The sequence below is a fragment of the Pseudomonas hygromyciniae genome (assembly GCF_016925675.1).
In the GTDB taxonomy this organism is placed as follows: domain Bacteria; phylum Pseudomonadota; class Gammaproteobacteria; order Pseudomonadales; family Pseudomonadaceae; genus Aquipseudomonas; species Aquipseudomonas hygromyciniae.
On record NZ_CP070506.1, the window covers coordinates 4,536,722 to 4,563,389 of the forward strand.

Annotated in this window: 27 protein-coding genes, 1 tRNA gene and 1 pseudogene; 7 read left to right on the forward strand and 22 right to left on the reverse strand. The window is 59.2% G+C overall.

Annotated features, from left to right (window positions below):
• Positions 1 to 5 precede the first annotated feature (5 nt).
• The 5 genes from gcvP (at position 6) to JTY93_RS20295 (ending at position 6,750) form a co-directional block, all read left to right on the forward strand.
• Positions 6 to 2,855: an aminomethyl-transferring glycine dehydrogenase gene (gene gcvP / locus JTY93_RS20275; RefSeq protein WP_205477484.1), complete on the forward strand. Its 2,850-nt coding sequence runs from the start codon at positions 6 to 8 to the stop codon at positions 2,853 to 2,855.
• A 164-nt stretch (positions 2,856 to 3,019) separates the two neighbouring features.
• Positions 3,020 to 4,396, forward strand: coding sequence for an L-serine ammonia-lyase (locus JTY93_RS20280; protein ID WP_205477485.1), 1,377 nt, complete (start codon positions 3,020 to 3,022; stop codon positions 4,394 to 4,396).
• Positions 4,397 to 4,435: 39 nt separating this feature from the next.
• The gene (gene gcvT / locus JTY93_RS20285) at positions 4,436 to 5,560 is read left to right on the forward strand and encodes a glycine cleavage system aminomethyltransferase GcvT (protein ID WP_205477486.1); all 1,125 of its coding nucleotides are present in this window, start codon (positions 4,436 to 4,438) and stop codon (positions 5,558 to 5,560) included.
• Between the two features lie 392 nt (positions 5,561 to 5,952).
• Positions 5,953 to 6,165: a cold-shock protein gene (locus tag JTY93_RS20290; RefSeq protein WP_029300277.1), complete on the forward strand. Its 213-nt coding sequence runs from the start codon at positions 5,953 to 5,955 to the stop codon at positions 6,163 to 6,165.
• A 96-nt stretch (positions 6,166 to 6,261) separates the two neighbouring features.
• Positions 6,262 to 6,750 carry an RDD family protein gene (locus tag JTY93_RS20295; protein ID WP_029300279.1) on the forward strand — a complete coding sequence of 163 codons (489 nt, stop codon included), beginning with the start codon at positions 6,262 to 6,264 and terminating at the stop codon, positions 6,748 to 6,750.
• A 133-nt stretch (positions 6,751 to 6,883) separates the two neighbouring features.
• Here the strand turns inward: JTY93_RS20295 and nadA are convergent, their stop codons facing one another.
• Both nadA and JTY93_RS20305 read right to left on the reverse strand, forming a co-directional pair.
• On the reverse strand, positions 6,884 to 7,942 hold the full coding sequence (gene nadA, locus JTY93_RS20300) for a quinolinate synthase NadA (protein ID WP_029300280.1): 1,059 nt from the start codon (positions 7,940 to 7,942) through the stop codon (positions 6,884 to 6,886).
• A gap of 154 nt (positions 7,943 to 8,096) precedes the next feature.
• Positions 8,097 to 8,990 carry a LysR family transcriptional regulator gene (locus JTY93_RS20305; RefSeq protein WP_205477487.1) on the reverse strand — a complete coding sequence of 298 codons (894 nt, stop codon included), beginning with the start codon at positions 8,988 to 8,990 and terminating at the stop codon, positions 8,097 to 8,099.
• A 108-nt stretch (positions 8,991 to 9,098) separates the two neighbouring features.
• On the opposite strand from JTY93_RS20305, the gene lldD reads away from it, so the two are divergent.
• Complete coding sequence (gene lldD, locus JTY93_RS20310; RefSeq protein ID WP_070994429.1) at positions 9,099 to 10,241, forward strand: FMN-dependent L-lactate dehydrogenase LldD; 1,143 nt, start codon at positions 9,099 to 9,101, stop codon at positions 10,239 to 10,241.
• A 10-nt stretch (positions 10,242 to 10,251) separates the two neighbouring features.
• Here the strand turns inward: lldD and JTY93_RS20315 are convergent, their stop codons facing one another.
• Positions 10,252 to 10,944: an RES family NAD+ phosphorylase gene (locus tag JTY93_RS20315; protein WP_205477488.1), complete on the reverse strand. Its 693-nt coding sequence runs from the start codon at positions 10,942 to 10,944 to the stop codon at positions 10,252 to 10,254.
• Entirely contained in the window at positions 10,938 to 11,342 is a 405-nt protein-coding gene (locus JTY93_RS20320; protein ID WP_205477489.1) for an antitoxin Xre-like helix-turn-helix domain-containing protein, read from the reverse strand. The genes JTY93_RS20315 and JTY93_RS20320 overlap by 7 nt, the downstream gene beginning before the upstream one ends.
• 195 nt (positions 11,343 to 11,537) lie before the next feature.
• On the opposite strand from JTY93_RS20320, the gene JTY93_RS20325 reads away from it, so the two are divergent.
• Positions 11,538 to 12,359 (forward strand): hypothetical protein, encoded by an 822-nt coding sequence (locus tag JTY93_RS20325; protein ID WP_205477490.1) that lies wholly within the window; start codon positions 11,538 to 11,540, stop codon positions 12,357 to 12,359.
• Positions 12,360 to 12,535: 176 nt separating this feature from the next.
• On the opposite strand, the gene JTY93_RS20330 is transcribed toward JTY93_RS20325, so the two are convergent.
• The 18 genes and pseudogenes from JTY93_RS20330 to JTY93_RS20415 form a co-directional block, all read right to left on the reverse strand.
• Positions 12,536 to 12,611: transfer RNA gene (locus tag JTY93_RS20330), tRNA-Lys, on the reverse strand.
• 63 nt (positions 12,612 to 12,674) lie between these two features.
• Positions 12,675 to 13,364: a 7-cyano-7-deazaguanine synthase QueC gene (queC, locus tag JTY93_RS20335; protein ID WP_205477491.1), complete on the reverse strand. Its 690-nt coding sequence runs from the start codon at positions 13,362 to 13,364 to the stop codon at positions 12,675 to 12,677.
• A 1-nt stretch (position 13,365) separates the two neighbouring features.
• Positions 13,366 to 14,013: a 7-carboxy-7-deazaguanine synthase QueE gene (queE, locus tag JTY93_RS20340; protein ID WP_205477492.1), complete on the reverse strand. Its 648-nt coding sequence runs from the start codon at positions 14,011 to 14,013 to the stop codon at positions 13,366 to 13,368.
• 165 nt (positions 14,014 to 14,178) lie between these two features.
• Complete coding sequence (gene ybgF / locus JTY93_RS20345; protein WP_205518904.1) at positions 14,179 to 15,003, reverse strand: tol-pal system protein YbgF; 825 nt, start codon at positions 15,001 to 15,003, stop codon at positions 14,179 to 14,181.
• A gap of 6 nt (positions 15,004 to 15,009) precedes the next feature.
• A complete protein-coding gene (gene pal, locus JTY93_RS20350; protein WP_029300299.1) occupies positions 15,010 to 15,510 on the reverse strand; it encodes a peptidoglycan-associated lipoprotein Pal in 501 nt (166 codons plus the stop codon).
• A 55-nt stretch (positions 15,511 to 15,565) separates the two neighbouring features.
• Positions 15,566 to 16,846, reverse strand: coding sequence for a Tol-Pal system beta propeller repeat protein TolB (tolB, locus tag JTY93_RS20355; RefSeq protein WP_169851059.1), 1,281 nt, complete (start codon positions 16,844 to 16,846; stop codon positions 15,566 to 15,568).
• A 17-nt stretch (positions 16,847 to 16,863) separates the two neighbouring features.
• Positions 16,864 to 17,938: pseudogene (tolA, locus tag JTY93_RS20360) on the reverse strand (cell envelope integrity protein TolA).
• The gene (tolR, locus tag JTY93_RS20365; RefSeq protein WP_162473200.1) at positions 17,938 to 18,390 is read right to left on the reverse strand and encodes a protein TolR; all 453 of its coding nucleotides are present in this window, start codon (positions 18,388 to 18,390) and stop codon (positions 17,938 to 17,940) included. The pseudogene tolA and the gene tolR overlap by 1 nt, the downstream one beginning before the upstream one ends.
• Positions 18,391 to 18,413: 23 nt before the next feature.
• Entirely contained in the window at positions 18,414 to 19,109 is a 696-nt protein-coding gene (gene tolQ / locus JTY93_RS20370; protein ID WP_205477494.1) for a protein TolQ, read from the reverse strand.
• A 1-nt stretch (position 19,110) separates the two neighbouring features.
• Positions 19,111 to 19,566, reverse strand: coding sequence for a tol-pal system-associated acyl-CoA thioesterase (ybgC, locus tag JTY93_RS20375; RefSeq protein WP_169993673.1), 456 nt, complete (start codon positions 19,564 to 19,566; stop codon positions 19,111 to 19,113).
• A gap of 138 nt (positions 19,567 to 19,704) precedes the next feature.
• Positions 19,705 to 20,763 carry a Holliday junction branch migration DNA helicase RuvB gene (ruvB, locus tag JTY93_RS20380; protein ID WP_029300308.1) on the reverse strand — a complete coding sequence of 353 codons (1,059 nt, stop codon included), beginning with the start codon at positions 20,761 to 20,763 and terminating at the stop codon, positions 19,705 to 19,707.
• Positions 20,764 to 21,375, reverse strand: coding sequence for a Holliday junction branch migration protein RuvA (gene ruvA, locus JTY93_RS20385; RefSeq protein WP_029300310.1), 612 nt, complete (start codon positions 21,373 to 21,375; stop codon positions 20,764 to 20,766).
• Positions 21,376 to 21,438: 63 nt separating this feature from the next.
• Positions 21,439 to 21,963 (reverse strand): crossover junction endodeoxyribonuclease RuvC, encoded by a 525-nt coding sequence (gene ruvC / locus JTY93_RS20390; protein WP_005790910.1) that lies wholly within the window; start codon positions 21,961 to 21,963, stop codon positions 21,439 to 21,441.
• 157 nt (positions 21,964 to 22,120) lie between these two features.
• Complete coding sequence (locus tag JTY93_RS20395; RefSeq protein ID WP_038442836.1) at positions 22,121 to 22,867, reverse strand: YebC/PmpR family DNA-binding transcriptional regulator; 747 nt, start codon at positions 22,865 to 22,867, stop codon at positions 22,121 to 22,123.
• A gap of 136 nt (positions 22,868 to 23,003) precedes the next feature.
• Positions 23,004 to 24,779, reverse strand: a complete 1,776-nt coding sequence (gene aspS, locus JTY93_RS20400) for an aspartate--tRNA ligase (protein ID WP_057960524.1) — start codon at positions 24,777 to 24,779, stop codon at positions 23,004 to 23,006.
• 110 nt (positions 24,780 to 24,889) lie between these two features.
• Entirely contained in the window at positions 24,890 to 25,111 is a 222-nt protein-coding gene (locus JTY93_RS20405; protein ID WP_057441377.1) for an FmdB family zinc ribbon protein, read from the reverse strand.
• Positions 25,112 to 25,275: 164 nt separating this feature from the next.
• Positions 25,276 to 25,626: a ribbon-helix-helix domain-containing protein gene (locus JTY93_RS20410; protein WP_169993677.1), complete on the reverse strand. Its 351-nt coding sequence runs from the start codon at positions 25,624 to 25,626 to the stop codon at positions 25,276 to 25,278.
• 193 nt (positions 25,627 to 25,819) lie between these two features.
• On the reverse strand, positions 25,820 to 26,293 hold the full coding sequence (locus JTY93_RS20415) for a Dps family protein (protein WP_205477495.1): 474 nt from the start codon (positions 26,291 to 26,293) through the stop codon (positions 25,820 to 25,822).
• Between the last annotated feature and the right edge of the window lie 375 nt (positions 26,294 to 26,668).

The following is a 26,668-nucleotide window of genomic DNA, read 5'->3' on the forward strand; positions in this document are numbered from 1 at the left end:
GCGCCATGAGTATCAACCTGAGCACCGCCAACGAATTTATCGCCCGCCATATCGGCCCACGCCAGGACGACGAGCAGCAGATGCTCGCGACCCTGGGCTTTGATTCCCTCGAAGCCCTGAGCGCCAGCGTGATCCCGGAAAGCATCAAGGGCACCGCCGTGCTGGGCCTGAGCGATGGCCTGAGCGAAGCCGATGCCCTGGCGTCGATCAAGGCCATCGCGGCCAAGAACCAACTGTTCAAGACTTACATCGGCCAGGGTTACTACAACTGCCACACGCCGTCGCCGATCCTGCGCAACCTGCTGGAAAACCCGGCCTGGTACACCGCCTACACGCCGTACCAGCCAGAGATTTCCCAGGGCCGCCTGGAAGCGCTGCTGAACTTCCAGACCCTGATCAGCGACCTTACCGGCCTGCCGATCGCCAACGCATCCCTGCTCGACGAAGCCACCGCCGCCGCCGAAGCCATGACCTTCTGCAAGCGCCTGAGCAAGAACAAAGGCAGCAACGCGTTCTTCGCCTCGGTGCACAGCCACCCGCAGACCCTCGACGTGCTGCGCACCCGTGCCGAGCCGCTGGGCATTGATGTGGTAGTGGGCGATGAGCGCGAGCTGACCGACGTCAGCCCGTTCTTCGGCGCCCTGCTGCAATACCCGGCCAGCAACGGTGATGTGTTCGACTACCGCGAACTGACCGAACGCTTGCACGCCGCCAACGCCCTGGTGGCGGTGGCCGCCGACCTGCTGGCCCTGACCCTGCTGACCCCACCGGGCGAGTTCGGTGCCGACGTGGCCATCGGCAGTGCCCAACGCTTCGGCGTGCCCCTGGGCTTTGGTGGCCCGCACGCGGCGTACTTCTCCACCAAGGACGCGTTCAAGCGCGATATGCCGGGCCGTCTGGTTGGCGTGTCCGTAGACCGCTTCGGCAAGCCGGCCCTGCGCCTGGCCATGCAGACCCGCGAGCAACATATCCGCCGCGAGAAAGCCACCAGCAACATCTGCACCGCCCAAGTGCTGCTGGCCAACATCGCCAGCATGTACGCGGTGTACCACGGCCCCAAAGGCCTGGTGCAGATCGCCACGCGCATCCATCACCTGGCCGCGATCCTGGCCAATGGCTTGACCGCGCTGGGCCTCACGGTTGAACAAGAGACGTTCTTCGACACCCTGACCCTGGCCACCGGTGCCAACACCGCTGCCCTGCACGACAAGGCCCGCGCCCAGCGCATCAACCTGCGCGTCGTGGACGCGGCACGCCTGGGCCTGTCGGTGGACGAAACCACCACCCAAGCCGATATCGAAACCCTGTGGAGCGTGTTCGCAGGCGGTAAAGCCCTGCCAGACTTCGCCGCCCTGGCCGCCAGCGTCGACAGCACCCTGCCCGCCGCACTGCTGCGCCAGTCGCCGATCCTCAGCCACCCGGTGTTCAACCGTTATCACTCCGAAACCGAGCTGATGCGCTACCTGCGCAAGCTGGCAGACAAGGACCTGGCACTGGATCGCACCATGATCCCGCTGGGCTCGTGCACCATGAAGCTCAACGCCGCCAGTGAAATGATCCCAGTAACCTGGGCCGAGTTCGGTGCCCTGCACCCATTCGCCCCGGCCGCGCAAAGCGCCGGCTACCTGCAACTGACCAGCGAACTGGAAGCCATGCTCTGCGCGGCCACCGGTTACGACGCGATCTCCCTGCAACCGAACGCCGGTTCCCAGGGTGAGTACGCAGGCCTGTTGGCGATCCGTGCCTATCACCAGAGCCGTGGCGAAGAGCGCCGCGATATCTGCCTGATTCCTTCGTCGGCCCACGGCACCAACCCAGCCACGGCCAACATGGCCGGTATGCGCGTGGTAGTGACCGCGTGCGATGCCCGTGGCAACGTGGATATCGAAGACCTGCGCGCCAAGGCCATCGAGCATCGCGAACACCTCGCGGCACTGATGATCACCTACCCCTCGACCCACGGTGTGTTCGAGGAAGGCATCCGCGAAATCTGCGGGATCATCCACGACAACGGCGGCCAGGTGTATATCGACGGCGCCAACATGAACGCCATGGTCGGCCTGTGCGCCCCGGGCAAGTTCGGCGGCGACGTATCGCACCTGAACCTGCACAAGACCTTCTGCATCCCCCACGGCGGTGGCGGCCCGGGCGTAGGCCCGATTGGCGTCAAGTCGCACCTCACGCCCTTCCTGCCAGGCCACGCGGCCATGGAGCGCAAGGAAGGCGCGGTGTGCGCAGCACCGTTTGGCAGCGCGAGCATTTTGCCGATCACCTGGATGTACATCAGCATGATGGGCGGCGCGGGCCTCAAGCGCGCTTCGCAGCTGGCGATCCTCAATGCCAACTACATTTCCCGTCGCCTGGAAGAGCACTACCCGGTGCTGTACACCGGTAGCAACGGCCTGGTGGCCCACGAATGCATCCTCGACCTGCGCCCGCTCAAGGACAGCAGCGGCATCAGCGTGGATGACGTGGCCAAGCGCCTGATCGACTTTGGCTTCCATGCGCCTACCATGTCGTTCCCGGTTGCCGGCACCTTGATGATCGAGCCGACCGAAAGTGAATCCAAGGAAGAACTGGACCGCTTCTGCGACGCCATGATCGCGATCCGCGAAGAAATCCGCGCGGTGGAAAACGGCACGCTGGACAAGGATGACAACCCGCTGAAGAACGCGCCGCACACCGCAGCAGAAATCGTCGGTGAATGGAGCCATCCGTACAGCCGCGAACAAGCGGTGTACCCGGTGGCGTCGTTGATTGAAGGCAAGTACTGGCCGCCGGTTGGCCGGGTCGATAACGTGTTTGGTGATCGCAACCTTGTATGCGCGTGCCCGTCGATCGAGAGCTACGCCTGATCTGACTGAGTGAATACGGTCAAAAATGTGGGAGCGGGCTTGCTCGCGAATGCGGTGGTTCAGTCACCAGATGCATCAACTGACACTCCACATTCGCGAGCAAGGCCGCTCCCACAATTGGACCGATTGTACCCGCCACATAATAAGAAACCGGAGAACCACTCATGTCGTTAAGCGTGTTCGACCTGTTCAAGATTGGCATCGGCCCCTCAAGCTCTCACACCGTCGGCCCGATGCGTGCCGCAGCCCGATTCGCCGAAGGCCTCAAGCGTGACGACCTGCTGCACGCCACCACCTGCGTCAAGGTGGAACTCTATGGATCGCTGGGCGCCACCGGCAAAGGCCACGGCAGCGACAAGGCCGTGCTGCTCGGACTGGAAGGCGAACACCCGGACACCGTCAACACCGAAACCGTGGCGACGCGCCTGGCGCAGATGCGCAAGGACGGCTGCCTGAATTTGCTCGGCGAACACAGTATTGCGTTCAACGAGAAAGAACACCTGGCGATGATTCGCAAACCCCTCGCCTACCACCCCAACGGCATGATCTTTCGTGCGTTTGACGCCGCCGGCATCCAGATTCGCAGCCGCGAGTACTACTCGGTGGGCGGCGGTTTTGTAGTGGATGAAGACGCCGCCGGCGCCGACCGGATCGTCGAAGACGCCACGCCCCTGACCTTCCCGTTCAAGCACGCCAAGGACTTGCTGGGCCATTGCACCACCTATGGGCTGTCCATCAGCCAGGTGATGCTGACCAACGAAAGCGCCTGGCGCCCGGAAGCCGAGACTCGCAGCGGCCTGCTGAAGATCTGGCAGGTCATGCAGGACTGTGTGGACGCGGGCTGTCGCAATGAAGGGATTCTGCCGGGAGGTTTGAAGGTCAAGCGTCGCGCCGCGGCGTTGCATTGTCAGTTGTGCAAGAACCCCGAATCCGCCCTGCGCGATCCGCTGTCGGTGCTGGACTGGGTCAACCTGTACGCCCTGGCGGTCAACGAAGAAAACGCCAATGGCGGGCGCGTGGTCACGGCGCCCACCAATGGTGCCGCCGGGATCGTGCCGGCGGTGTTGCACTACTACATGCGCTTTATTCCCGGGGCCAATGAAGACGGGGTGGTGCGTTTCCTGCTGACCGCCGCGGCCATCGGCATCCTCTACAAAGAAAATGCTTCGATCTCCGGGGCCGAGGTCGGCTGCCAGGGCGAAGTGGGCGTGGCCTGCTCCATGGCGGCCGGGGCCTTGTGCGAAGTGCTGGGCGGCACGGTTTCCCAGGTGGAAAACGCCGCCGAGATCGGCATGGAGCACAACCTCGGCCTGACCTGCGACCCGATTGGCGGTTTGGTGCAGGTGCCCTGCATCGAGCGCAATGCCATGGGCTCGGTGAAGGCAATCAATGCGGTGCGCATGGCCTTGCGCGGTGATGGTCAGCACTTTGTGTCCCTGGATAAGGTGATCCGCACCATGCGCCAGACCGGCGCCGATATGAAAAGCAAATACAAGGAAACCGCCCGTGGCGGTTTGGCCGTCAACATTATCGAGTGCTGATGCTTATAACCGCGCCAGCACGTTTTTCAGGAGCTGAATATGTCCACCGAAACCCTGTTGAAAACCCCGCTGCACGCCCTGCATCTCGAACTGGGCGCACGCATGGTGCCGTTCGCCGGCTATGACATGCCGGTGCAATACCCGCTGGGTGTGATGAAAGAGCACCTGCACACCCGTGAACAGGCCGGGTTGTTTGATGTGTCGCACATGGGCCAGATCCGCCTGACCGGCGCCAACGCCGCCAAGGCCCTGGAGACCCTGGTGCCCGTGGATATCATCGACCTGCCAGTGGGCATGCAGCGCTACGCCATGTTCACCAACGACCAGGGTGGCATCCTCGATGACCTGATGGTCGCCAACCTGGGTAACGATGAATTGTTCCTGGTGGTCAACGCCGCTTGCAAGGATCAAGACCTGGCCCACCTGCGCCAGCATATCGGCGAGCACTGCCAGATCGAGCCGCTGTTTGAAGAGCGCGCCCTGCTGGCCCTGCAAGGCCCGGCGGCAGCCAAGGTACTGGCGCGCCTGGCCCCGGAAGTAACCAAAATGACCTTTATGCAGTTCGCGCCCCTGCGCCTGCTGGGGGTGGAATGCTATGTCAGCCGTTCCGGCTATACCGGCGAAGACGGTTTTGAAATCTCCGTACCCGCGGCCAACGCCGAGAGCCTGGCCCGCAGCCTGCTGGCCGAAGCGGAAGTTGCAGCCATTGGCTTGGGCGCTCGCGATTCCCTGCGCCTGGAAGCCGGTCTGTGCCTCTATGGCCACGATATGAACAGCGAGACCACGCCGATTGAGGCCAGCCTGCTGTGGGCCATTTCCAAGGTGCGTCGCGCCGACGGCGCGCGTGCCGGTGGTTTCCCGGGGGCAGACCGGATCTTCACCCAGCAGCAGACCGGCATCAGCCGCAAGCGCGTCGGCCTGTTGCCGCAAGAGCGCACGCCGGTGCGTGAAGGGGCAGAGATTGTCGACGAACACGGCACCGTGATCGGCACCGTGTGCAGCGGCGGCTTTGGCCCAAGCCTGGGCGGCCCGCTCGCTATGGGCTACCTCGACACGGCCTTTACCGCGCTGGATAGCGAAGTCTCTGCGTTGGTGCGTGGGAAAAAGGTGCCACTGCGTGTAAGTAAAATGCCATTCGTGCCACAGCGTTACTATCGTGGCTGATTGACTGTTCCTATAAGTAACGCGGTTGTGTTCATTCGCACTAATCTGTAACACAACCGCCATAAAACAGTGCACTGACGATAGTCAATGTTATGTCGCTTAACCTATAACAAGTGACCCACGCTATCGAATAACACAGTGCGGCATTGTTGACCGAAGTGTCATGAAGGCGAGTAAATACGCGGCTTGCAGAGGGCTTGTTTTTCCTGTGTTAGTTGGCGTAGAGTTTGCCCACTGTGTTTGCATGGGTCGCTTGGAACCTGGACCTGGGCAGTAGCTGAAGTAGTTGTGCTACAACCCGTTCGACGTCTCTTACTTTCCTGCAACCCAGCCCAGTACTCTTTCATTTGAAAGGGGCTGTCATTAATTTTTAGCGTCAAGGAAATAAGAAAATGGCTGAACGTCAGAGCGGTACCGTCAAGTGGTTTAACGACGAGAAAGGTTTTGGTTTTATCACTCCAGAAAGCGGTCCGGATCTGTTCGTGCACTTCCGCGCTATTCAGGGCAACGGCTTCAAGAGCCTGAAAGAAGGCCAGAAAGTGACCTTCATCGCTGTGCAGGGCCAAAAAGGCATGCAAGCGGACGAAGTACAAGCAGAAGCCTGATCCTTACTGCGACAAAAAGCCTCTGATGGTGACATCAGAGGCTTTTTTATGTGCGTTTGTCCGTAAAATGGCTTTTTTCCTCCAGAGAGCCGAGCCATGTCGAAACACCTGCTAAGCCCCCAAGGCGAATTCCCCGCCGTTGGCCTGGGCCGTCGTCTGGCAGCGATGTTCTATGACTTCCTGTTGTGTACTGCCCTGCTGATCGTCACTGCCTTCCTCTATAAGCTGGTGTGGATTGCCTTTGTGGGTGAAGCGAAGATGCGCACGCTCTCGGAATCCGGCGCGCTGGACGGTGATCCGCTGCTGTCGACGATTCTGTTTTTTGTGCTGTTTGGTTTCTTTGCCAAGTTCTGGACCCATTCCGGGCAGACGCTGGGTATGCAAGTGTGGGGCGTGCGCGTGCAGAACGCGGATGGCTCACGCATCAGCCTGTGGCAGGCGCTGCTGCGCTTTGTAGTGTCAATTGCATCGTGGTTATGTGCAGGGCTGGGATTTATCTGGTCGCTGGTGGACAAGAAACAGCGGGCCTGGCATGACATCTACTCCGACACGCAGCTGGTGCGGATCCCGAAGAAAAAGAAATAGCGCCCAAACGAAGCAAATCAAATGTGGGAGCTGGCTTGCCTGCGATGGCGATATAGCAGTCAATTTTGCAGTGACTGATAAATCGCTATCGCTGGCAAGCCAGTTCCCACCGTTTGATCGTGGCAGCCTCGAATCAGGCGTTGCCGGCCAGCTTGAGGCGGGCCGCCTGGGTAAAGTCCAGCATGCGCTTGAGCGGGCGCACGGCATGGGGAATCAACGAGGGCTCGACGAAAATTTCGTTGCTGCCTTCGCGCAGGCATTGCAACGTGCGCTCCAGGGTATTCATCGCCATCCACGGGCAATGCGCACAACTGCGGCATGCCGCGCCGTTACCGGCGGTTGGCGCCTCGACAAACACCTTGTCCGGGCACAGCTGCTGCATCTTGTAGAAAATGCCGCGGTCAGTGGCGACGATAAACGTCTTGTTCGGCAACCGTTGCGCCGCCGCAATCAACTGGCTGGTGGAACCCACGGCATCCGCCAACTCGATCACTGACGTAGGTGACTCTGGGTGCACCAGGATAGCTGCATCCGGGTACAGCGCCTTCATGTCTTCCAACTGCTTGGACTTGAACTCTTCGTGGACGATGCAGGCACCGTCCCACAGCAGCATGTCGGCACCGGTCTGGCGCTGGATATAGGTGCCCAGGTGCTTGTCCGGCCCCCAGATGATGGTCTCGCCGTTATCCATCAGGCTTTCGACGATTTCCAGGGCACAACTGGACGTTACCACCCAATCCGCCCGGGCCTTGACCGCCGCCGAGGTGTTGGCATACACCACCACGGTACGCTCCGGATGCTGGTCACAGAACGCTGAGAACTCCTCCACCGGGCAGCCCAGGTCCAGGGAGCAGGTGGCTTCCAGGGTTGGCATCAGGATGCGCTTTTCGGGGGTGAGGATTTTTGCCGTCTCGCCCATGAAGCGCACGCCGGCGACCAGTACGGTCTTGGCCGGATGGGCAGCGCCGAAGCGGGCCATTTCCAGGGAGTCGGAAACACAACCGCCGGTTTCTTCGGCCAGGGCCTGAATCACCGGGTCGCAATAGAAGTGAGCCACCAGCACCGCGTCTTGAGCCTTGAGCTCGGCGGCAATGGCAGAACGTAAGCTTGCCTCTTGCTCGGCACTGAGCACCTTGGGTTGCTTGGCATCGAGGTGGGCTTGGACCAGAAGGCGTTCGGAAATTTGCGTCATGTTCGCAAGACCTACAGGCGCAATTGCGCGAAAGTCGAGTGTACCACCGGCTCTGGAGCCCTTCGGGCGCCGCCGGACGAAGTGATTGTGTTCATCAAGCACGGGTTTAGGTGAAGCTGCGCAAGGCTACAGAATATCGATTGGATTCAAAAGCCTAATATGGCGCGGGAACATTACCCATTTCCCTGGCCAGTTCCAACCAGGCTCGTGCAGCCGGCGGCAAGTGAGCATTCCGCCGCCAGGTCAGGGCGATATGCCAGTCGGTCCGGGGCTCATCCAACGCAATCAACGCAATGCCGGCATGCAGGTGTTTGTAGGCCAGCATGCGCGGCAGGAAGGCGACGCCCAGGCCCGCGCCGACCAGGTCGACGATAAAGTCGATCTGGGCGCTGCGCACAGAAACCTTCGGCGAGACGCCCCGACGCTCGCAGGCGGAAAGAATGATGCGGTTCAGGGCAAATCCAGCCTCGAAGAGTATGAATGGTGAGTCGGACAAGTCGGAAAAATCCACACTGTTGCGTCCCGCCAATGGATGACTGATGGGCAGGACGACCATCAACGGCTCGACGCGCACGTCCTGATACTCGAACTCGCCCTCCACCGGTACCAGTAGCGCGGCAACATCCACTTCCCCCGCTTGCAGGCACTCACCCAGCTTCTTGCTGCCATGCTCGATCAGCTCGATCTCGATCTGCGGGTAGCGCTGGCGGTATTCGGCAAACATCGCGGCAAATAACTCACCACTGCCCACCGGCGGCAGGCCGATGCGCAAGACGCCACGCTTGAGACCCAGCAGGTCATTGATCTCGGCCACCAGGTCGCTGCGCTCGGCGAGCAGCACCAGGGCGCGGCGGTAGGCAATCTCGCCGGCGGCTGTCAGTTCACTCTTATGGCCGATACGGCTGAACAGCGGCGTACCCAGCTCCTCTTCCAGGGTCTTGACCGCTTTGCTGACGCTCGATTGCGTGAGCGAAACCATCTCGGCCGCTTGTGAGAAACTGCCTTGGCGCACCACTTCGACAAAGGCTCGCAGCGTTCGCAGGTTCATGACTATTCCATTTGCGACTTGAATTAAGTTGTAAAAGTTGTTTTTACCATGAAAAGCCTTTGACTATCCTCCACCCACCGTTTTCCTTATTCCGGGGCCTCACTGTTCATGATCATTTCGTCTGCATCGGATTACCGCGAAGCCGCACGCCGCAAACTGCCGCGTTTCCTGTTCGACTACATTGACGGTGGCGCCTACGCCGAGCACACCCTCAAAGCCAACAGCTCAGACCTGGCAGACATCAGCCTGCGCCAGCGCGTCCTGCGCAACGTCGAGAGCCTGAGCCTGGAAACCACGCTGTTCGACCAACCGCTGGCGATGCCGGTGGTCATGAGCCCGGTGGGCCTGACCGGCATGTTTGCCCGCCGCGGGGAAGTCCAGGTGGCGAACGCGGCGGCCAATAAAGGCATCCCTTTTTGCCTGTCGACCGTTTCGGTGTGCCCGATCGAGGAAGTCGCATCGCAAACCGCGCAATCGATCTGGTTTCAACTCTATGTGCTCAAAGACCGCGGCTTCATGAAGAACGCCTTGGAGCGCGCCCAGGCCGCCGGGGTGAAAACCCTGGTGTTCACCGTCGACATGCCAACCCCCGGCGCCCGCTACCGCGATGCTCACTCAGGGATGTCCGGCCCGTACGCCGCCCAGCGGCGCATGTTGCAGGCCGTGACAAAGCCAGCCTGGGCTTTTGATGTGGGACTTATGGGTCGCCCCCACGACCTGGGCAACATCTCCAAATACCTGGGCAAACCGACCCACCTGGAAGACTACATCGGCTGGCTGGCCACCAACTTCGACCCTTCCATCAGTTGGAAAGACCTGGAGTGGATACGCGAGTTCTGGAAGGGCCCAATGATCATCAAGGGCATCCTCGACCCACAAGATGCCAAGGATGCGGTGAGCTTCGGTGCCGACGGCATCGTCGTGTCCAACCATGGCGGCCGCCAGCTCGATGGCGTGCTCTCCACTGCCAAGGCCTTGCCTGAGATTGCCCAGGCGGTTGGCAGCGACCTCACCGTGCTGGTGGACTCCGGGGTGCGCTCGGGGCTGGACGTGGTGCGCATGCTCGCCCTGGGTGCCCGAGGCGTGTTGCTGGGACGAGCGCCCGCCTACGCGTTGGCCGCTGACGGCCAGCGTGGCGTGGAGAATCTGCTGGATATCTTTGCCAAGGAAATGCGCGTGGCCATGACCCTGACCGGGGTTACGTCGATTGCGCAGATTGATGAGTCAATCCTGGTGCGCGGGCAGATCTGACCCGCCAGGGTCAGGCTTCGCTGATCTTGCTGACACTGGTGATCTGTCCATTCCAGACCATCTCGTAATGGGCGGCCTGGACAATCGACGACACCGGCCTGGGTGTCAGCAAGGCCCAGCAGTGATCGCCCTCTGAGCGCACCGACAGGTACCGGAGGCCGGGACATCCGGCCTTCTTCAGCGCACCACCCAAGCGTTGGGCGTGGCCGTAGTCGTCAGGGTCGTAGATCGGGTCGCTTATCGGTACCGACGTCGCATCCTTCATCGAATCGCCGGCAAAACTGCACGACAGTCCGCGAAAGACAAAACGCTCATAATTAAGGCCATGGACCCCGGACCAATACTGGTTCTGGTGATGACGCACCTCTGCCAGTGCCGTCTCGATAGTGGCCGCCAGGTACAGCACACCAAAATCACCAGCGCTGAAACGCGATCCAGCCGGGTTGACGTGGGTGAACGGCGCAATGGCGTAGGAACATCCCACAATCCCGAAGGGGATTTCCCTGCGGGGTATCAGCTCAATCCGGCCGACCTCATTACCCAGTCGCGGGTTGGTCAAGGCCTGGATCTGATAGAGCGCGTCGAACTCGTCGGCATCCGCCACATCGTCAAATAACGCAATCGGTGGGAATTTGGAATTGACCAGGCGGTAGGCCTGTAACTGTCCCCCGGGCAAATCGCCCAACTGGCTGACCCTCACCATTGCGCGCCACGCAGCACATCGATGCGCCGGAAAGTTTCGTACAGGGAAATCATATCGCCCTGGGCCATGATCTCCAGGGGCGAGCGCCCGTTGAAAAACGCGTTGTCGTTAGCCATCGCCGCAAAGCCGTACACGTTCTCGGGGTTATCGAACACCATGCGCAGCGTGGCGTGGATATTCAGCACGAAGCTGATGCGCTGCATCTGGTCCGCATCCAGGCTCACGGACCACGCGGCATCGCGCTGCCGGGCACGGGTGTAGGTGCTGCGCGAGATGCGCAAGATGCGGCAGGCCTGGTCGCTGCTGGCCTGCCACTTCTCCAGGATACCTACGGCCGCCCGCAGTCCGGCGACACATTGCTCCCGGGTGAAGGGTTGTACTTGAAGGGCTTGGCTCATGATTGCCACCTCAGAATGAATCCACAGACTCAAATATAGATAAATAAGATCTGTAGAGCAAATCCGTACACAACCCAATGTCAGCTAATACAACCAAAGGCCCTAGCGCCATGCTTTTCGTTATTTCGAATCGCACTTTAACCCTCGATGGGTGAGAATGGTTCCCGTCTATTGCCCCCCCCAAAACTACTGTGTATGAGCCCTCAAGAAATGGAATTCAACGCGTGTTCTTCGTCCCGCTGGCTGCTGGCCATATTCGGTGCAGGCCTGCTGTCACTGTCCGGCTGCCAAAGCCAAACGCCTGAACAAGCAGCAGCCTCGGCGGCGGCACAGGTGCAACAAAAGGACGAAAAATTCATCACCACGTTCCAAACGATATTGCGCAGCTATGCCCTGGCTGCCAATGAACAGGAACTGACGGGGGTAATGAATATGATCCTGACCGTTGACGCGCAGAACCATATAGTGGACTGCTCAGCCAAACGCGGAACCCTGCTACCCAACGAGGGCCAGAACAACCTACGTCAGGCCAAGCTGGCCAAACTGGTCACCGAACTGTGCTGGACCACCTTGCTTCCCGAGGTCTCGCCCAAGGTCTTCGCCGATGCCAAGGACACCCAAGTGATCATCGCCCCCATGGTGTTCACCCCTCTGATTGGGCTTTCAGAAGAACAGCAGCAACTGCAGAGAACCCGAATCGACCTCTATAGGCAGATCCGTTTCTTTCGTGAACAACTGTTTGCCGGGCATGACATCCAGAGCATTGGCGTCGCCAGCTTCCACTTCATTGCCGATGCACAGGGCAAAGTGAGTGAGTGCATGGTCAACCTCAATCAAAGCCCGTACCGCTCACAGGGCTTCAAGATAGATAGCGCGTTGCAGCAGCGCCTCGTCACGCAATGCAAACTGCTGGACCTGCGCCAGATGCCAGGTTTTGCCAACAACCCTAAAGGTCTGCCCATGGGTTATGTACAGGTGGATTACAGCCCTTGGATGAATGGGCGTAAACAGCGTTGAGCAGGGACTGATCCAAAGCTGAAACGCGAGGCGGCAAGTGCTTTGCGGCAACTTGGCGCTCAGTCAGGAATGACTGGGCGCCACCCACCTGAATCAATGGGCTTTTGCACCAGGCAAAAAAAAACCCGGAAATCCTCACTTACGTGGGCCTTCCGGATTTTCTAAACCGCCAAAAATGGTGGGTCGTGTGGGATTCGAACCTACGACCAATTGGTTAAAAGCCAACTGCTCTACCAACTGAGCTAACGACCCGCTGTGTGGTGGCGCGTATAATACTGATTTCTAAGGATTATTCAACACCTTATTTTAAATAAATCAGAAATAACGCGTTGGGTCAGTAATTCCGGCCGCTTGGAAGCCTTCTGCACGCAGTCGGCAGCTGTCACATTTCCTACAAGCACGGCCGTCATTGTCTGCCTGGTAGCAGGAAACAGTCAGCGAGTAGTCGACACCAAGCCTTACACCCGCTTTGACGATATCCGCCTTGCTCAGGTTTTGCAGTGGTGCCTGGATACGGAAGCCGCGCCCTTCAACGCCAGCCTTGGTCGCCAGGTTGGCCATGCGCTCGAACGACTCGACGAACTCTGGACGGCAGTCCGGGTAGCCGGAGTAATCCACGGCGTTGACGCCGATAAAGATGTCGCGGGCGTTGAGCACCTCTGCCCAGCCCAGGGCCAGCGACAGGAACACGGTGTTGCGAGCCGGCACATAGGTGACCGGGATGCCCTCAGTGGGCGCCTCAGGCACGTCGATGGTGCTATCGGTCAAGGCCGAGCCGCCAATGCCATTGAGGTTCAGGCCAATCACCTTGTGCTCCACCACGCCAAGGTCGCGGGCAACACGAGCGGCGGCGTCCAACTCGGCATGGGAGCGCTGACCATAGTCGAAGCTCATGGTGTAGCAGCTGTAACCCTCGGCACGCGCCATCGCCACCACGGTGGCGGAGTCGAGGCCGCCAGACAGCAGGATTACGGCACGTTTTTGATCAGTGGTTTGGTCAGTCATTTCAGCGTCCTGGCTCATCGTTCCAAAGGTATTTATGCAGCTGCAATTGCAGGCGCACCGGCAGGTTGTCCGCGACCACCCAATCAGCCAGGTCGCGAGCGTTCAAATCATGGTGGCTTGGAGAGAACAACACCTCGCCGGCGCGTCGGTCCAAACCGTATTGGATCAGCTTGGAATTGGCCCAGTCATAGTCGTCCCGCGAGCAGATGACGAACTTGACCTGGTCGTTGGCGGTGAGCAGCTCGATATTTTCATAGCGATTGCGATGCGCTTCCTTGGAGTCTGGCGTCTTCAGGTCAACCACTCGGCTGACGCGAGGATCGACTGCGGAAATATCCAGGGCACCGCTGGTTTCAAGGGAAACCTCGTAACCAGCGTCACACAGCTGCTTGAGCAAAGGAATGGCATTGGGCTGGGCCAGGGGCTCGCCGCCTGTTACACAGACGTAGCGAGGCCTGTAGCCTGCAACCTGCTCTAGGATGTCGTCGAGGGTGCGAATGGTGCCGCCGCTGAAGGCGTAGGCACTGTCACAGTACTGGCAGCGCAACGGGCAACCGGTCAGGCGCACAAATACAGTGGGCAGGCCGGCAGTGCGCGTTTCACCCTGTAACGAGTAAAAAACTTCGGTGATGCGTAATGTGTCTTGCATAGTCGCCACGGGCGTAACAGCTAAACAGGCTGTCCGCCTCCGTCAGGCACTTTATGGAATCCCGGCAAAGCGTGAACCCCAAAAAGCGTATTTCATAAAAGGGCGTGGATTCTAACGAAAAAACCCGCGACAGGCGCGGGTTTCTTCCAAGCGGGACAGCAATGCTTACAAGCGTTGCAAGTCGCGCTGAGCCAACTGGGCGGCAGAGGTACCCGGATATTGGGCCACCACTTGCTGCAGAATGCCTTTGACCTTGTCGGTATGACCCAGGCGGCGCTCTACATCAGCCAGTTTGTACAGCGAATCAGGCACCTTGGCGTGCTTGGGGTAAAGCTGGCTGACCTTGGCAAACGCCTGGCCTGCACCCTGCAAATCACCCTTGGCCAAATTGACTTCGCCCAACCAGTACTGGGCATTACCCGCATACTGGCTGTTTGGATAACGACCCAGGAAAGCGGTGAACGCTTTGCTGGCCTTGTCGAAATCCTTGGCCTTGATCAGGTCGAAGGCTGCGTCGTAATACAGCTTTTCCTTCGCCGGGTCAGCCGGTTCGCTGCTGGCGGCAGGGGCCTGTGTGGCGCCTGCGGCTGCACCACCGGCGGCGCTTGCGGCGCCACCGGCAGAAGAATTATCAGAAGTAGCGGCTGGTGTAACGCCGGCTCCTATACGTCGGTCAAGATCCTGGTAACGCTCCAGGCCTTCCTGCTTGAGCTGACGCACCTCATTCTGCAGAACTTCAATGGTGCCTTGTTGCTGCGCCAATTGATCCTGCATGCGTTGCAGTTGGTTGAACAGTTCGCCCTGTGCCGAAGGAGCGGCCGTGGCCGCTCCCCCCGCATAGGCGCCGTTCGTGCCATAACCTGCAGGTGGATAGCTGCTCCCACTATTGTTATAGCCAGAGTTGCTATCTTCCACGGGAACCGCAGCCCACACCGCAAGCGGTGCGAGGCTGAGAGCCAATACGGTTACAACACGACGGCACGTTCGCATGACGAATTACTTACGCAGTTCGACGCGACGGTTTTGAGCCCAGGATTGCTCGTCGTTGCCGGTAGCAACTGGACGCTCTTCACCGTAGGAAACCAGTTCCAGCTGAGCTGGGGAAACACCTTGCAGTACCAGGTAGCGCTGAACGGCTTTCGCACGACGCTCGCCCAGTGCCATGTTGTACTCACGAGTACCACGTTCGTCGGTGTTGCCTTCCAGTACAACGCGAGCGCCGTTACCTTTCAGGTCTTTCGCGTGAACGTCCAGAGCGCGCATGGCTTCTGGCTTCAGGTCCGAACTGTCGTATTCGAAGTAGAAAGTGGTGATCGCGCGCAGAGCAGCTTCTTCGCTCAGGGAGCCGTCAACTGCACCAGTGTTAGCGCCGTAACCAGCGTTTGGATCAACAGCTGCGCCTTCACCGGCATTGTCGCCGCCTTTAGACGAGCAACCAACGGCTACGGACAGAGCCAGAGCCAGAGCAGCAAACTTACCAAACTTCAGCATTTCCATCGTGAAACTCCTAATGAACCCCAGTGTGTTAAGTACTTCTTTTTGTAGCGCCGCGTCAGTTCAGGTAAGGGGACCAGGATGGTTCTCTGACTTCGCCTTGTGCGGTAGGAAGCGGGAGCCTTACGCGTCCATTAATGGACACGAGCATCAAGACTCCCCGGCCCTGCTGGCGGGTGGCGTAGATTACCATGGTGCCGTTGGGCGCAACAGTAGGCGACTCATCAAGAGTGCTATCTGTGAGGATTTTTACGCTTCCACGCTGCAAATCCTGGGCCGCGACCTTGAAATTAGTGAAACCATCCTGGCGATGGATCATGACCAGGGTCTTTTCATCAGCCGAAAGCTTCGGATTGGCGTTGTAGTTGCCAATAAAGGTCACACGTTCTGCACCACCGCCGCCAACACTGCTCTTATAGATCTGTGGTTTACCGCCACGGTCTGAAGTGAAGTAGATGGTCGAACCATCCTTGCCCCAGAACGGTTCGGTGTTGATGCCAGGGCCGGAAGTGACACGGGTGATCTGACGCGAACCGAGGTTCATCACGTAGATATCCGGGTTACCGTCCTTGGACAGCACGAATGCCAGGCGATTGCCATCCGGCGACCAGGCTGGCGCACCGTTCAGGCCTTCGAAGTTGGTGATCTGCTCACGGCGACCGGTGTCGATATGCTGGACGAAGATGCGCGGACGCTTCTGTTCAAACGACACATAGGCGATACGCTTGCCATCCGGCGCAAAACGCGGCGACAGGATTGGCTCGCGCGATTGCAACAGGGTCACTGCACGGGCACCGTCGTAGTCCGAACGTTGCAGGGTGTAGCGAGTGTTGTTCACCGAGAAACGCTCAGCCGTCACGTACAACATACGGGTAGAGAACGCACCTTTGATACCGACCAGTTTTTCGAACGACTGGTCGGCGATGTAGTGCGCCATGTCCCGCAGCTGATCGACGCTGCCCGACACGCTACCGGTCAGCACTTGCTGCTCGGTGGCTACGTTGAACAGGGCATATTGCACCTGCAGGCGACCGCCCGCTGGCACGATGCTACCTACCATCAGGTACTGGGCGCCCAGGGCTTTCCAGTCACGGTAGATCACTTCGCTGCCTTGGGTCGGCTGGCTGATCATGTTCTGCTTCGGAATAGGCGCGTAGTAACCCGAGTTGCGCAGGTCATTACCAATGATTTCCGCCATATCGTCCGGCAGCACGCTGCCGCCCTGCCAGCCAAACGGCACAACTGCAATCGGGGTCGCCCGATCACTACCGCTGGTTACCAGGATGTTCTTTTCATCCGCCGCCGCTATCCCTGCCATACAGCAAATAACGACAAGCATTCCTCGAAGAAGGTTTCTCACAAGGCTAGATCCTCAGGTGTGAATGTCATCTTGAATGAACGATAGGGAGCGAAGTCGCTTGGTTTCATTCCCTGCATCTCGGTCAACCGGCCAATATTCTTGACCGCTGCAACCGCTGAACTGTCGAACGAACCGTCGCCACTGGACTTGGCCACGCTGACCGAAGTCACCGTACCGTCCGGCAACATGCCGATCTGCAGCACCACTGTCATGCCTTTGCGTGCTGAAGGTGGACGTGTCCAGCCTTCTGCCGCGCGCGCCCGAATCAGGTCGTCGAAACTGCCCGCGACTTCGTCACCACGCTCATCGGCCAAGGCCTGCTGACGTTGCGGCGTGTCAGAAAGCAAATCTGCCAAGGCCTGGGCCTTTTTGTCTTCGGCGGATTTGCGAGCTGCTTCCTGGGCCTTTTTTCTTCGAGGCATCGGCGGCAGCTTTCTTCTTCGCATCATCGGCGATTTTCTTCTTCGCCTCGTCTGCTTCAGCTTTTTTCTTGGCGTCTTCGGCGGCTTTCTTCTTCGCGTCTTCGACTATCTTCTTCTTGGCTTCTTCAGCGGCCTTTTTCTTGGCCTCTTCTTCAGCCGCTTTCTTGGCTTCTTCTTCAGATTTCTTCTTGGCTATATCAGCCAATTGTTTCTCTTCGGCTTTTTTAGCTTCGGCAGCTTTCTCGGCTTTCTTGGCTTCATCAGCCTTTTTCGCCTCGTCGGCCTTCTTCGCTTCGTCAGCCTTTTTCGATTCTTCGGCCTTTTGAGCCGCCTCTTCTTTCTTTTGTTCCGCAGCAGCCTTCACCGCTTCCTGCTCGACCTTCTTCTGTTCCATCTGTTCGACTTCAGTCTGGCGCGCAGCCGACTTCTGGGCCTCACCCGCAATCTTCTGATTGGTCTGGGTGGTGGCCTGACTCTTCGATTTCAGCTGATACAGGGTCGCCTGCACGATCGGCTTGGCTGGCGGCAGCTCCGGCGTCATGGCAAAGCTGACAAACAGCATGCCAAACACCAGAACGTGCAGGGCAATTGCCCAGACGCTAGGCCAGAAGAAGCTTTCCGAGGCGGACGGCTCTCGCTGTTGGTGCATCAGGGCGCCTCGGTAATCAAGCCAACATTACCGACCCCGGCCTTCTGCAGCCCGCCCATGGCGCCCATGACGGAACCGTAGTCGACCGACTTGTCACCGCGGATGAAGACCTGGGTGTGCTTGCCGCCTTCGTTGCCGGCGCGAATGATCTTGGTCACGGCGTCGGTCATCTGCGGCAAGGTCATGGCCTTGTCCTGTTGCTTCTGGGTGTCGACTTCGCTGCCAAGGTTCCAGTAATAGGTCTTGTCAGCCTTGATCGAGATGGTCAGGACCTGGGTGTTGTTGTCCTGGGGCAAGGCTTCGCTGGAAACCTTGGGCAGATCAACCTTCACACCCTGATTGAGCATCGGCGCGGTCACCATGAAGATCACCAGCAGCACCAGCATCACGTCGATGTAAGGCACTACGTTCATCTCGGCGACCGGCTTGCGCTTTTTGCGAGCTCGAGCGATTAAAGCCATTGGGAATTACCTGCTTATTCTTCGCTGGTGTGCACTTTACGGTGCAGGATCGCCTGGAACTCATCGGCGAAGGTGTAGTAACGGCCAATCAGGGTTTCGCTGGTGGCGGCGAAACGGTTGTAGGCAATTACTGCGGGGATTGCAGCGAACAGGCCGATGGCAGTGGCGATCAGCGCTTCGGCGATACCCGGGGCCACGGTGGCCAGGGTCGCTTGCTGGGCCGTTGCCAGGCCACGGAAGGAGTTCATGATGCCCCATACGGTACCGAACAGACCGATGTAGGGGCTGACCGAACCGACGGTAGCGAGGAACGGCAGGCTCTGTTCGAGCTTTTCTTCCTCACGGGAGATCGCTACGCGCATTGCACGGGCCACGCCTTCCATGACCGCTTCGGGGTCAACGCCGGGCTGCTGGCGCAGGCGGGAGAATTCCTTGAAGCCGGCGCGGAAGATCTGTTCTACGCCCGAATCCGGGTCTGGGTTGCTGCCTGCCTGGCGATACAGCTTGGACAGGTCGATACCCGACCAGAAGCGCTCTTCGAAGCTCTCCAGGGCGCGTCGACCGGCGCGCAGCAGGTTGCTGCGCTGAAAAATCATGACCCATGAGGTAACCGATGCGGCTACCAGGGTCAGCATGACCAGTTGAACCACGACACTGGCATTGCTGACCAGGCTCCACATGGAGGAATGGTCGACGACGGTAGGTTCCACGCTAAATCTCCTGCTTTGATTGTTGACCCGCGCCGCTCACGTTGGCAAAGGCCGCACGTAGAGTTTCGGGAATGGCCCTGGGTTTCAAACTGTTGGTGCGCACACACGCCACCAGGAACTGCCCCTCACAGAGCAGCGTTGCATCCGTTGCCCGCCTGACCTGCTGTTTAAAGCGCAGGCTTGCACGGTTCAATTCGATTACCTCTGCGCTGACCAGCAATTCATCGTCCAGTCGCGCCGGCGCGTAGTAACGTGCCTCGCTGGAATGCACGACAAATAACAGGTCCTCCCCTGCAAGCGCGGATTGGGCAAAGCCCAGCTCCCGCAACCGCTCGGTTCGAGCCCGCTCCATGAATTTCAGGTAATTGACGTAATACACGATGCCGCCCGCATCGGTGTCCTCGTAATAAACGCGACAGCGATGTGCGAACGACTGATCCCCGTTTTGCGCGCGCATACTCTAGTGCTTACTCCTCAGGTTGCCAATCCGGCCAGGCAACTGTTTTTCATTCTCTGCAACATTTCTAACGAAAGAATGACGACGCCAGCCACTAGGACAGCACAAACGTCGAATAAATCGACTCGCCATGCCTTTTTAATCGTCCACTGCATCAAGGAATTCGTCTACCACAGGCATCTCCCCCAATCGTGACGGAATGTTTAACCCAAAGTGCAAATACGCATGGCGCGTGACCACACGCCCCCTCGGCGTACGCATGATGTAACCCTGTTGAATCAGGTAGGGCTCCAGAACATCCTCGATGGTATGACGCTCCTCACTGATGGCAGCGGCCAGGCTGTCCACGCCCACCGGTCCACCATCGAATTTCTCGATCATGGTCAACAGCAGACGCCGATCCTGATGATCGAAACCATGCTCATCGACGTCCAGCAGGTTCAACGCCAGGTCGGCCACGGCCTTGGTGATATGCCCCTTGGCCCGCACTTCGGCAAAGTCCCGCACCCGGCGCAGCAAGCGGTTGGCGATCCGCGGCGTGCCACGGGCGCGCCGGGCAATCTCGAAGGCGCCTTCCGGGTCGAGCGGCAAGCCGAGAATCCCCGCCGAACGACTGACAATCGTCGCCAGGTCAGCAGTGCTATAGAACTCTAGACGTTGAACAATGCCGAAACGGTCTCGCAACGGGTTGGTGAGCATCCCCGCACGGGTGGTGGCGCCGACCAGGGTGAACGGCGGCAGGTCGAGCTTGATCGATCGCGCAGCCGGCCCTTCGCCAATCATGATATCCAGCTGGAAGTCTTCCATAGCCGGGTACAGCACCTCTTCGACGATGGGCGACAACCGGTGGATTTCGTCGATGAACAGCACGTCATGGGGCTCAAGGTTGGTCAACAGCGCGGCCAGGTCGCCCGGGCGCTCCAACACCGGGCCGGAGGTGCTCTTGATCGACACCCCCATTTCCTGGGCGATGATATTGGCCAGGGTGGTCTTGCCCAGACCTGGTGGGCCGAAAATCAACGTGTGGTCCAGGGACTCGGCACGCCCGCGCGCCGCCTGGATGAACAACTCCATCTGCTCGCGCACGGTGGGTTGGCCGATGTAGTCGGCAAGGCTCAGGGGGCGAATGGCCCGATCCTGGACCTCTTCACGGTCACGAGGGCCGGTGGCCGCAATCAGACGATCAGCTTCAATCACTTAAATCATTCCCTTCAGGGCTCGGCGGATCATGTCTTCAGCGCTCAGGTTCTTGTCCTTGATGGCCGACACCGCCTTGCTGGCTTCCTGGGGCTTGTAACCCAGGGAAATCAGCGCATTGACGGCGTCGCTTTCGGCACTGGCAACCTGGGCCGCCGGCAGATCCGGCTGGTTGGGTACCAGGGCAAACATGCTTGGCACCACTTCCCAGGCCTTGAAGCGGTCCTTGAGCTCTACCAGCAGACGTTCGGCGGTTTTCTTGCCGACACCCGGCACCTTGGTCAGCGCCGAGGTGTCCTGGGCCGAAACGGCACGTACCAGTTCGTCCACTTCCAGGCTCGACATCAATGCCAGGGCCAGTTTCGGGCCTACGCCATTAAGGCGGATCAGTTCACGGAAGAAGTCCCGGTCGCGCTTGCCGATGAAACCATAGAGTAGTTGCGCGTCTTCGCGCACCACCAGGTGGGTGTGCAAGGTTATCGGTTCACCGACCGACGGTAGGCGATACAGGGTGGTCATGGGCACTTCCAGCTCATACCCCAACCCGTTTACATCCAGAATCAGGTGCGGCGGCTGTTTCTCAGCCAGGGTGCCGCGCAAGCGTCCAATCACGGTTCAGATCCTTAAAACTTGAGGTCAGATCGGGGGCTGACCATAACGATTGCGCTGATGCTATCAGAGACGCAGGCGCCCGCCACGACTGCGTGCCGTACCGAGGCCGTGGGGCAGCAGACTGGAACGGGTGTGGGCATGGCAAATGGCGATGGCCAGCGCGTCAGAGGCGTCGATCTGTGGTTTTGACGTGAGCTTGAGCATGTGCATGACCATCATCTGCACCTGCTCTTTATTGGCCGCACCGGTACCGACCACGGCCTGCTTGACCTGGGTCGCGGTGTATTCAGCTATTTCCATACCCTCCTCCGCCCCGGCAACAATGGCTGCGCCACGGGCCTGACCCAGCTTCAGGGCCGAGTCGGCGTTTTTGGCCATGAACACCTTTTCAATGCCCATGGTCACCGGCCCATAGGTCTGGATCACTTCCCGCACGCCGCGATAGACAATCTGCAAACGCTCGGCCAGCTCCCCGGCGCCGGTACGGATACACCCCGACGCCACGTAGATGCAGCCACGCGGAGTCTGCTGCACCACGCCAAAGCCAGTGATGCGCGAACCGGGGTCGATACCTAGGATTAAAGTCATAACGCCTGCAGGTTGGGTGAACACATTTTTTGATACAGAGAAGATCCCATGTGGGAGCGGGCTTGCTCGCGAAAGCGGTACTTCAGTCACGCATGTACTGACTGACAGACCGCTTTCGCGAGCAAGCCCGCTCCCACATTTTGGTCTACACCAGCCTTCAGACTAGCTGTGCGGCCACGTCTTCTGGGATGTCGGCGTTGGAGTAGACGTTCTGCACGTCATCCAGGTCTTCCAGCATATCCAGCATCTTCAGCACTTTCTGTGCGCCGTCCAGGTCCAGCTCGGCGCTGGTGGTCGGCAGCATGACGATTTCCGCGTCGGTGCCTTTGAAGCCAGCAGCTTCCAAGGCGTTACGCACCGCGTAGAAGCCGGCAAACGAGGTAAACACGTCGATGGAGCCGTCTTCGTTGGTCACCACGTCGTCGGCATCCGCCTCCATCGCGGCTTCCATCAGCGCATCCTCATCCGTACCCGGCGCGAAGGTAATCTGCCCCTTGCGCTCGAACAGGTAGGCTACCGAGCCATCCGTACCCAGGTTGCCGCCACACTTGCTGAACGCATGGCGTACGGCAGCTGCAGTGCGGTTGCGGTTGTCGGTCATGCACTCGACCATCACCGCGACGCCACCCGGGCCGTAACCTTCATAGGTCAGCTCGACCATATCGTCGGTGTCCGCCGCACCGGCACCACGGGCCACGGCGCGATCGATGATGTCGCGGCTCATGTTGGCGCCCAGGGCCTTGTCCAGCGCCAGGCGCAGGCGTGGGTTGGAGCCTGGATCACCGCCGCCCTGGCGGGCAGCGACGGTCAGCTCGCGAATCCACTTGGTGAAGATCTTGCCTTTCTTGGCATCCTGACGCTCTTTGCGGTGCTTGATGTTCGCCCACTTGGAATGGCCAGCCATAACACAACTCCGAAATTCTTATAGAAACCTTTCAATCCCACCCCAGGCAGGATTTCCCTCGTTTAAACACAAAGGCGCATCCGAAGATGCGCCTTTTTGACTGCGTACAACCTTATCGCGCTTTCACGCCGCAGCCTTACTCAGCCTTCGGCGCCTCGCGCAGACGGATGTGCAGCTCGCGCAGTGCCTTGGCATCCACCACACCTGGAGCCTGGGTCATTACGTCCGCAGCACTCTGGGTTTTCGGGAAGGCAATCACTTCACGGATCGACTGGGCACCGGTCATCAGCATCACCAGACGGTCAAGGCCGAAGGCCAGGCCACCGTGGGGTGGAGCGCCGTATTTCAGGGCGTCGAGCAGGAAGCCGAATTTTTCTTCCTGCTCCGCTTCGTTGATGCCCAGCAGGCGGAAGACCGATTGCTGCATCTCTTTGCGGTGGATACGGATCGAACCGCCACCCAGCTCAGTGCCGTTGAGCACCATGTCGTAGGCGCGGGACAGAGCGCCAGCCGGGTTGGCTTCCAGCTCTTGCGGCGTGCACTTGGGCGCGGTGAACGGGTGGTGCAGGGCGCTGAAGCTGCCGTCGTCGTTTTCTTCGAACATCGGGAAGTCGACGACCCACATCGGGGCCCACTTGCAGGTCAGCAGGTCGAGGTCGTGACCCAGCTTGATCCGCAGCGCGCCCAGGGCCTCGCTGACGATCTTGGCCTTGTCGGCGCCGAAGAACACGATATCGCCATCAACTGCACCCACGCGATCGAGGATCACATTGAGCTTGTCTTCCGGGATATTCTTGACGATTGGCGACTGCAGGCCTTCAACACCTTTGGCACGCTCGTTGACCTTGATGTAAGCCAGGCCCTTGGCGCCGTAGATGCCGACGAACTTGGTGTAGTCGTCGATCTGCTTGCGCGGCATGCTCGCGCCGCCTGGTACACGCAGTGCGGCAATGCGGCATTTCGGGTCGTTGGCCGGGCCGCTGAACACCTTGAAGTCCACTTCCTTGAGCTGATCGGCAACGTCGACCAGTTCCAGCGGGTTACGCAGGTCTGGCTTGTCGGAACCGTAGCGGCGCATGGCCTCTTCGAAGGTCATGTGCGGGAACTCGCCGAATTCCAGACCCAGCACTTCCTTGAACAGGTTGCGGATCATTTCTTCGGTCAGGCCCATGATCTCTTTTTCATCGAGGAAGCTGGTCTCGATGTCGATCTGGGTGAATTCAGGCTGGCGATCGGCGCGCAGGTCTTCGTCACGGAAGCACTTGGCGATCTGGTAGTAACGGTCGAAGCCAGCGACCATCAGCAGTTGCTTGAACAACTGCGGTGATTGCGGCAGGGCGAAGAAGCTACCGGCGTGGGTACGGCTTGGCACCAGGTAGTCACGTGCGCCTTCTGGGGTAGCACGGGTCAGAATCGGCGTCTCGACGTCGAGGAAGCCGTTCTCGTCGAGGAAGCGACGGATGCTGGTGGTCATGCGCGAACGCAGGCGCAGCTTCTCGGCCATTTCCGGGCGACGCAGATCGAGGAAGCGATAACGCAGGCGGGTTTCTTCGCCAACGTCGGAGAACTCGTTGAGTGGGAACGGCGGGGTTTCCGATTCGTTCAGCACTTCCAGCTCGTAACCCAGGACTTCGATCATGCCCGACGCCATATTGGCGTTGGTGGCACCGGCCGGACGCAGGCGAACCTTACCGGTGATTTTCACGACGTACTCGCTGCGCACGCGGTCAGCGGCGGCGAAGCTCTCGGCGCGATCCGGGTCGAATACCACCTGGGCCAGACCGTCACGATCACGGATATCGAGGAAAATCACCCCGCCATGGTCTCGGCGACGGTGAACCCATCCGCAAAGGGTGATTTCCTGACCTTCCAGGGTCTCGTTCAGTTGGCCGCAATAGTGGCTGCGCATCATGGTAGTGGTTTCACTTCTCGTAATTCGAAATTCGGTGGAGTTCCTGCTCGGACACCGCACCTGTTGAGTCAGGTCACGGATAATGCAGGAGCTCGCGCGTAGAGTTCAACTCAGTCTGCTTTGTCGCCGCCTGCCAGATTCTTCTTGGCGCCGGTCTTGAAGTCGGTTTCGTACCAGCCGCTACCGCTCAGGCGAAAGCCCGGCATGGACAACATCTTTTTCAACTCGGGCGCCTGGCAAGCAGGGCAATCGACCAACGGCGCGTCGCTGATCTTTTGAATGGCTTCCAGCTGGTGACCACAGGAAGCGCATTGGTAATCGTACATGGGCATGGAATATCTCGGCGATCACGTCACTGCTGCGCCACGCCCCGTACCAGCCGGTATGCGCAGCAAAGGGCGAGATTATATCCGTTAAATCGAGGCTGTGCAGCCGTAGCAACGTACAGCGCGTCATATAGAAACACCCCTGCCCCTTCTGATACAGGGTAACCCGTCTACATAACCCCAGCCTGATCTGCGGTGGATACCTGCCCTTTCAACGCATGGACCACACACACCACCCTGACCAGACCGCTGAAATTCTTGACCCCGCCATAACGCAAGTGCACCTCGCGATCCACGTAAGACAGCAACGCACTGACCGAACAGGTATTGATCCTGGCTATTTCGCCAAGAATATTCCAATAGACCTCTTCAAGCCGCAGGCATGTGGAAAAACCATTCAACCGGACAGAACGCGATAACGGCCGTGCCAGCGCCATATCGAACCCTTTGACGAAGGGATCGATCTTTATCTTGTAGACGCCAGAAGTTTCCAGCCCCCCTTTACCCACACTACGCGACATACACTTGACACTCCCTTGCCAAACGGCTCTTGAATACGCGGCTGTTATTAGCCGTTGAGCCTATAAAACATCAAGCAGGCAAGTGCAGCCAGAAGACGGAGAGTCGCTGTTCGTAGGACAAGCCAACACATGTGTCAGGAAGCAATCAGGTAACACCAGCGGCGCGTGCCAGGCGCCACTGGACAGCGGGGGCTTACTTGCCTTCGAGCAGTGAGCGCAACATCCAGGCGGTTTTTTCGTGAATCTGCATGCGCTGGGTCAGCAAGTCCGCGGTCGGCTCGTCGCTGACCTTGTCAAGCAACGGGAAAATCCCGCGGGCCGTACGGGTAACCGCTTCCTGGCCATCGACAAGTTGCTTGATCATGTTTTCAGCGCTGGGTACGCCTTCTTCTTCCTTGATCGAGGACAGGCGGGCATAAATGGAGTAAGCACCCGGCGCAGGAAAGCCCAGGGCACGAATACGTTCGGCGATCGAATCAACGGCCAGCGCCAGCTCGGTGTATTGCTCTTCAAACATCAAGTGCAATGTACGAAATTGCGGGCCCGTGACGTTCCAATGAAAGTTATGGGTTTTCAAATAAAGTACATAGGTATCTGAAAGCAGCCGCGAAAGCCCGTCAACAATGGATTTACGATCTTCTTCACTGATACCGATATCGATTGCCATGTTTATTCCCTTCAATTAATGAAAATTCATTGATCAGGTGCTAACCCACTCTAGCAAGAGTGCTCGCCTTGCGCAGCCCTAGCGCCGCAGGAGGCCTGCGGCAAATCGCCCTTTTGCAGCGCCCACGACCAAAACCGGCAAGGCCTGGCGCGGCCAGAAAACCCCCGAACCTCTCTAGAACAGGGGTTTGCCGCACAAATGCCATGATCTTCGCAACGCCTTGAAACGCTTGATTTGAGAAGGCACAGCCTTTGCTGTTAAATAGGCAGCGTGTCGCCACCGCTATTTCCTGCGGCAAGCGGCATAGGCTGATAACCGCGCACGTGCCCAACGCCTCCCATTGTTCAGAAGCGAACCGTGCCAGTCAGCTCTTCC